Raw genomic sequence first — 6,248 nt, forward strand, 5'->3', positions numbered from 1 at the left:
CCTTTGGCGCGTTCAGCGTGCCGAAGGGCCCCTTCGTCACATCACCACCGGTCGCGGAGCGCGACACCCGGCACCATCAGGGCAGGTCGTGAGCTTCCCCCGAGGGACGCCCTGGTTGCGTTGAGCGCGACGGGGGCGTCCCTCGGTGCGGCCAACGCACCGAAGGCGTCCCTCGGCACACGGCCGGGAAGTGGGCACGCGAGGAGAAATCAGGCGCCGGTGAGGGTACGCAGGCCGAGCCCGGTGATCATGGACCGCACACCGGAGCGGTAGACCTCTTCGTAGGCCTCGTCCGTCGGCGGGATGAACCAGCCGGACACCGCCGCACGCGACCGCAGGGTCAGCTCCATGCTCATCAGGCCGTGCATCGTCGCCCACAACTGGTAACCGGCCGCCCGCGCGTCGATTCCCGGCGGGGAAACTCTGCGTACCTTGCTGATGAACAATTCGAACGTCGTCCGCAGCACCACGGCGCGCAGACCGGGATCGGGATTGAAGTCCGGCAGCGGCCGCTCGAACATCAACGCGTAGCGGGCCGGGCTCTCCCAGGCGAACTTCCGGAACTCCATGGCCAGACCCAGCAGATCACCGAGCCCGTCTTCGGTCTCCGGCGGAAGCGTTTCCAGCATTTCCCGCAGCAGGTCGAAGGTGCGTTCGTAGAGCGCGTCGTACAACCCGCTCCGCCCGCCGAACCTGGTGTACACAGCGATAGTCGACGCGCCGGCGGCCTCCGCGACGCCACGGATGGTGAGCGCCATCGGTCCCCGATCCAGCAGCACGGCGAGTGCCGCGTCCAGAAAACGCTCACGATTGTTCTGTTCCGCAGGTTGCATGGACAGATGCCGGATGGCCACGACCCGCACCCCCTTCGCATCCGCCGTTCACCGGCGTCGAAGTCCGCCTCGGTGCAGAAGATACGATATTCGAGCCGTCTTGGGAACTTGCCTTTTCCCTGGTCCGGACCACTGGTCCAGGCAGATTTCGCCGCATGACCGGGATCAGGACGTGGCGGGAACCCAGATGCGCTCGGCCGCCGCCGCCCGTGCCTTCCGGCGCAGACCCGCGAGGCTGTGTTTCGCGGGCACCAGGAGCGCGTTCCACCATGTGCGCCGGTACTCCTCGAGCGCCAGTGCGACAGGGCGGTACTGAAGGCAGTGCACCAGCCCCGGCGTGCCGAGCCGGTGCCTCCCGACGCGCTTGCTGTCCGCCATCGTTCCTCCGTGTGGGCGACCTTCGCCGCGCACGGTACGCAATGGGTGCGCGCAACGGTGGTAATCACCCGGCGTGTCACCCATATCAGTTGAATCACGCCCTAGGGTCACCTTGCTATTCCCCGGCAGGTGTGCAGCAGACCGTGCGGGTGCACGTGCGCGCGATCACGGTGTCCCCTGATCGGGTGGCTGGCTCGTCTGACTAGGGTGAGTCCATGCTGCGAGTGGGCTTGACCGGCGGGATCGGCGCCGGGAAATCGACGGTGGCCAATCGCCTGGCCGAGCACGGCGCGGTACTCATCGACTCGGACCGGATCGCCCGCGAGGTGGTGGAGCCGGGCACCGACGGGCTCGCCGAACTCGCGAGCGCCTTCGGTATGGACGTGCTGGCCCCCGACGGTTCGCTGGACCGCGCCGCGCTGGCCGCCAAGGCGTTCGCCGACGAGGAGTCGCGCAAGCGGCTCAACGCGATCGTCCATCCCCGCGTGGGCGCCCGCACGGCCGAGCTGATGGCCGCCGCGGCGGCGGACGCGATCGTCGTGCACGACATCCCGCTGCTGGTCGAGGGCGGGCTCGCCGCGGCGTATCACCTCGTCGTCGTGGTCGACGCGCCGGTGGAGACCCGGGTGCGCAGGCTGGTGTCCGCCCGCGGCATGGCCGAGGACGACGCACGGGCGCGGATCCGCGCGCAGGCGACCGAGGAACAGCGCCGCGCCGTCGCCGACGTCTGGCTCGACAACGGCGGCGCAGAGGACATCGTCCTCGCCGAGGTCGACGCGCTCTGGGCCGACCGGCTCGTGCCGTTCGAGGCGAACCTCCGGCTGCGTCGTCCGCGTCCGCCGATGTCGCCGAAGATCGACGAGTACGACCCGGACTGGCCGGTGCAGGCGGAGCGGCAGCTGACGCGGATCCGGCAGGCGGCGGCCGACCGGCTCGTCCGCGCCGACCACATCGGCTCGACGTCGGTGCCGGGACTGCCCGCCAAGAACATCCTCGACCTCCAGCTCACGGTGTCCACTTTGGACGACGCCGATGCCATCGCCGACGCCCTCTCGGACGCGGGCTTCCCGCGCGCGAGCGGCGAGTGGTGGGACGATCCGCAGGACGGCGGCACGCGGCCGTGGCTCAAGCGGATGCACCTGGGGGCCGATCCGCGCCGCGCGGTCAACCTGCACGTCCGCACGCCCGAGACACCGGCCTGGCGGCTCGCGCTGCTCTTCCGCGACTGGCTGCGGGTGCACCCCGAGGAGCGGGAGGCCTACGCCGCTCTCAAGCGGCAGCTGGCGGACAAGCACGCCGCCGACGGCACCGTCGAGCACTACGCCGACGAGAAGCAGAGCTGGGTCAACGCGGCCTTCACCCGTGCCGAGGCGTGGGCGGCGACGGTCGACTGGACACCCTGAAGAGGGTTCAGCCGCCGAGCAGACCGCGTTCGAAGGCGACGGCGACCGCGGCGGCGCGGTCCTTGACCCCGAGTTTCGCGTAGACGTGCAGCAAGTGGGTCTTCACGGTCGCTTCGCTGATGAACAGCTTCTTCGCCGCGTCCTTGTTCGTCGATCCGCGGGCCACCAGCGCCAGCACCTCGATCTCGCGCTGGCTCAACGGTTCCTGCGCGGGCTCGCGCATCCGGCCCATGAGCCTGCTCGCGACGGCGGGGGAGAGCACCGCCTCGCCGCGTGCCGCCGCGCGGACGGCGCGGAACAGTTCCTCGCGGGGCGCGTCCTTGAGCAGATAGCCGGTGGCCCCGGCTTCGATCGCGGGCACCACGTCGGAGTCGGTGTCGTAGGTGGTCAGCACCAGCACCCTGGCCGGGTTGCCCCGCCGGGCGAGTTCGGTGATCGCGGCGACGCCGTCGGTGCCGGGCATCCGCAGGTCCATCAGGACCACCGCGGGACGCAGCCGCTCGGCCAGCGTGACGGCCTCCGCGCCGTCGCCCGCCTCGCCGAGAACCTCGAAGCCGTTCTCGCCGGTGAAGATGCCGCGCAGCCCGTCGCGGACGATCGGATGGTCGTCCGCGATCAGCACGGTGATCGTCATCCGCGTCCCTCCTCGGCCCCGGCAACCGGCTGCACGCCGATCGCGGGGAGGCTGGCGGAGATCGCCGTGCCGCCGCCCGGTTCGGACTCGACGTGCAGCGTACCGGCCAGCCGCTGCACGCGGCGCCTCATCCCAGGTAGCCCGAACCCGCTCTCGGCTTCGGCGGGCCGCGACGCCGGGCAGGGGACGAAGCCGGTGCCGTCGTCGCGCACGTCCAGGGTCACCTCGTCCTCCATATAGGACAGGGTGAGGCCGACCCGGCCCGCGGCCGCGTGCTTGTCCACATTGGACAGCGCTTCCTGGGTGATGCGCAGCAGCGTCGCCTCCAGTTCCGGATGCAGCACCTGGGGACTGCCGGTGGTGGTGAACGACGTCGCGACGCCGGTGCGCTCACTCCACTGCCGCGACACCTCTTCCAGCGCTTCGGGCAGTGTCGCCGATTCGAGCGGCTCCGGGTGCAGCGCGTGTACCGACCGCCGTGCCGCGGTGAGGTTTTCCCGCGCCAGCCTGGTCGCCCTCGCGAGGTGTCGTTGCCACTTCTCGGGATCTTCCTTCGCCTGCGCCGCCGCCTCGAGCTGCGTGATGATCCCGGTGAACCCCTGCGCGAGGGTGTCGTGGATTTCCTGGCTGAGCCGCTGACGCTCGTCCAGCACCCCGGCCTCGCGGGCCTGGCTGAGCAACTGCCGGTGCAGTCCCGCGTTCTCCTCGGCCGCGGCGGTGAGCTGGTCGAGCATGCGCCGCCGCTCCTCGTTCTGCCGCGCGATCGTCGCCGAGATCACGGCGCCACCGCCGATCGCGGCGGTCTGCACGAGCACGACGGTGAGCCAGATCCCGGGCGCGGTGGTCAGTGCGTGCCAGGTCCCGCCGTTCGGCAGCGTCTGGATCAGCAGGGACACCACCGCGACCCCGGCCAGCGCCAGCGGCGTCGGGCGGAGCCGCATCGCCTGGAAGAACCCGAAGATCATGAAGATCAGGAAGTTCGTGTCCCTGGCTTCGAGGATGCCCGCCAGCGTCACGAATCCGCTGAAGGCCACCACGGCGAACACCGGGTTCTGCTGCCACCGCTCCGGCGGGAGGGTGACGGTGAGCAGGACCCACACCAGGGACGCGGCGACGAGCCCGGAGGTGGTGAGCACCCAGGGCGGCTCGTGTCCGCCGAGCCCGATGCTCAGCCCGGTGGGCACCGCGAGCAGGACATACGGCAGATAGCGCTCCACGAGGGCAAGCCAGGGCCGCCAGCCGGTCGGCGCTTCGGTTCGGTGCTCGGGTGGCCAGAGCGGTGCGCGCCAGTCCACCTTCACGCCTGTCACGCCTTCATGTCTCTCAGCTGCGGCCAGATCGTCGTCCAGTCCGCCGTCCGTCCGGTGACGAGCCAGATCGGCATATGCCTGCTCGCGTTGCGGACGCCGAGCGCGTTGTCGACCTTGCCGGCGATCTGCGCGCTCGTGAAGTTCGGGGTCAGCTTCCTCGGGTCGTAGCCGACGAAGAGCACGGTGTCGACGTGATCCCCCGGCCGCCCGAAATACCAGAAACCCCGGCTCGGGCTGTACGCCTCGGGCAGCCCGAGCTCGGGCCCGTACCGGTCGAGCGCGCCGGCCTGCCAGTAGCCCGCGGTGACGAGCGCGGTGTGCTCGCGTTGTCCTGGCGGCAGGGTGCGGTAGACGTCCGCGACGCTCTGGGCGAGATCGGGCCAGCCGATCTCCTCGGCCGCGTAGGCGGGGCGAGGGGCTCCCGGATGGTCGGCGACCCAGTGCGCGGGCCACACCGGGAGCGCGTAGGGCAGGCTGAAGAGCGCGGAAAGGGCGAACACCGGCCAGGTCGGCACCCAGCGCCACCACAACGCGGGACGTCGGAGTTGCAGGTGCACCGCGGCCGCGGCCCACAGCACGCCGAACATGCCCGCGGCGTAGTACGGCCGCCCGTTCGCGAGGACGAACACCGCGATCACGCCCAGCGTGGCCCAGCCGAGAAACCGGTACGGCCGCAGGCGTTCGCTCCCCAGCAGCACGCACAGTCCATAAAGGACACCCAGGGCACCGGTGACCAGACCCGCGCCGGTCAACAGGCCGGGCAGGAACGCGCTCCGGCCACCGGCCTCGGTGACCTCGTTGCTGACGGCGTCACCCATGCCCAGCTGCGGCCAGCCGTGGGTGGCCTGCCAGATCATGGTCGGGACGAGTGAGAGCGCCGCGATTCCCGCGCCCGCCCACAGTTTCGGGCGGCGGAGCAGCTCACGCGGGCCGAAGACCAGCGCGGCGATCGCGGTGACGATCCAGAACGCGGCGATGAGGAGCTTGATGTTGAGCGCGACCGCGGTGGCCACGCCGAGCCACAGCAACAGGTTGTCGTCGCGAGTCCGGATCCACCGGACCAGCAGCCACAGGATCGCCGTCCACAGCAGCGGATCGACGGTCGACGTCGCGAGGTAGTGGCCGCTGCCGACGAACTGGCCGCAGATGGCGTACGCCGCCGCGGCCCGGGTCTGCGCCCGGCGTTCGCCGCCGAGTTCGCGGGCGATGAGCGCGGTGAAGACGACCCCGCCGGCGGTGGCGAGGATGGCGGGGATCCGGAACGCGATCAGCGAGCCCGGCGCGAGCGAGTTCATCAGCCACGCCAGTGCCGGGAGCACCGGCGGCTGATCGGCGTAACCCCAGGCCAGGTGCTTCCCGGCGGCGAGGAAGTAGAGCTCGTCCCCGAAGTAGCCGTATCTCCCGGCGGTGAGCAGCAGGGCCACCGCTGTTCCGGCGGCGAGCAGGGCCACCGGCAGCTTGGCGAACGTCGCGACGTCGGCGCGTGGCTTCGCGGGGGCCGTGGTCACGGCGTCCATGCTGCTCCTCGCGTTCGTGGTCGGTCTGGGGTCGTGGTTCGCACCCTACGTGGGCCCGGCCCGGGGGGGGGGGGGGGGGCCGGGGGGGGGGGGGGCGCCCGCCCGGGGAGAGGCGGGCTGGCGGACCTGGCGCGCCACACACACCCGCCCGTGGGGGATCAGCCCGGGGGCGC

General features: G+C 71.2%; 6 protein-coding genes. 1 reads left to right on the forward strand and 5 read right to left on the reverse strand.

What is annotated here, in order from left to right; genetic code table 11:
• Window positions 1-209: 209 nt before the first annotated feature.
• On the reverse strand, window positions 210-833 hold the full coding sequence (locus ACFWX1_RS19000; protein ID WP_378389112.1) for a TetR/AcrR family transcriptional regulator: 624 nt from the start codon (window positions 831-833) through the stop codon (window positions 210-212).
• A 165-nt stretch (window positions 834-998) separates the two neighbouring features.
• Window positions 999-1,211 (reverse strand): hypothetical protein, encoded by a 213-nt coding sequence (locus ACFWX1_RS19005; protein WP_378388954.1) that lies wholly within the window; start codon window positions 1,209-1,211, stop codon window positions 999-1,001.
• Between the two features lie 215 nt (window positions 1,212-1,426).
• Between ACFWX1_RS19005 and coaE the strand changes: the two genes are divergently transcribed.
• Window positions 1,427-2,614: a dephospho-CoA kinase gene (gene coaE / locus ACFWX1_RS19010; RefSeq protein WP_378388956.1), complete on the forward strand. Its 1,188-nt coding sequence runs from the start codon at window positions 1,427-1,429 to the stop codon at window positions 2,612-2,614.
• A 7-nt stretch (window positions 2,615-2,621) separates the two neighbouring features.
• Here coaE and ACFWX1_RS19015 read toward each other — a convergent pair whose 3' ends face one another.
• The 3 genes from ACFWX1_RS19015 to ACFWX1_RS19025 are packed head-to-tail and all read right to left on the reverse strand — an operon-like array spanning window position 2,622 to window position 6,075.
• Complete coding sequence (locus ACFWX1_RS19015) at window positions 2,622-3,248, reverse strand: response regulator (RefSeq protein WP_378388958.1); 627 nt, start codon at window positions 3,246-3,248, stop codon at window positions 2,622-2,624.
• A complete protein-coding gene (locus ACFWX1_RS19020) occupies window positions 3,245-4,558 on the reverse strand; it encodes a sensor histidine kinase (RefSeq protein WP_378388960.1) in 1,314 nt (437 codons plus the stop codon). The genes ACFWX1_RS19015 and ACFWX1_RS19020 overlap by 4 nt, the downstream gene beginning before the upstream one ends.
• Window positions 4,555-6,075: an ArnT family glycosyltransferase gene (locus ACFWX1_RS19025; protein WP_378388962.1), complete on the reverse strand. Its 1,521-nt coding sequence runs from the start codon at window positions 6,073-6,075 to the stop codon at window positions 4,555-4,557. Before ACFWX1_RS19025 ends, ACFWX1_RS19020 begins: the two co-directional genes overlap by 4 nt.
• Between the last annotated feature and the right edge of the window lie 173 nt (window positions 6,076-6,248).

Origin of the sequence: Amycolatopsis sp. NPDC059021, assembly GCF_042739895.1 — a bacterium.
In the GTDB taxonomy this organism is placed as follows: Bacteria; Actinomycetota; Actinomycetes; order Mycobacteriales; family Pseudonocardiaceae; genus Amycolatopsis.

Coding starts and splice junctions, on each gene's coding strand:
- ACFWX1_RS19000 (WP_378389112.1), bottom strand. CDS start 833: ATGCAACCTGCGGAACAGAACAATCGTGAGCGTTTTCTGGACGCGGCA.
- ACFWX1_RS19005 (WP_378388954.1), bottom strand. CDS start 1,211: ATGGCGGACAGCAAGCGCGTCGGGAGGCACCGGCTCGGCACGCCGGGG.
- coaE (WP_378388956.1), top strand. CDS start 1,427: ATGCTGCGAGTGGGCTTGACCGGCGGGATCGGCGCCGGGAAATCGACG.
- ACFWX1_RS19015 (WP_378388958.1), bottom strand. CDS start 3,248: ATGACGATCACCGTGCTGATCGCGGACGACCATCCGATCGTCCGCGAC.
- ACFWX1_RS19025 (WP_378388962.1), bottom strand. CDS start 6,075: ATGGACGCCGTGACCACGGCCCCCGCGAAGCCACGCGCCGACGTCGCG.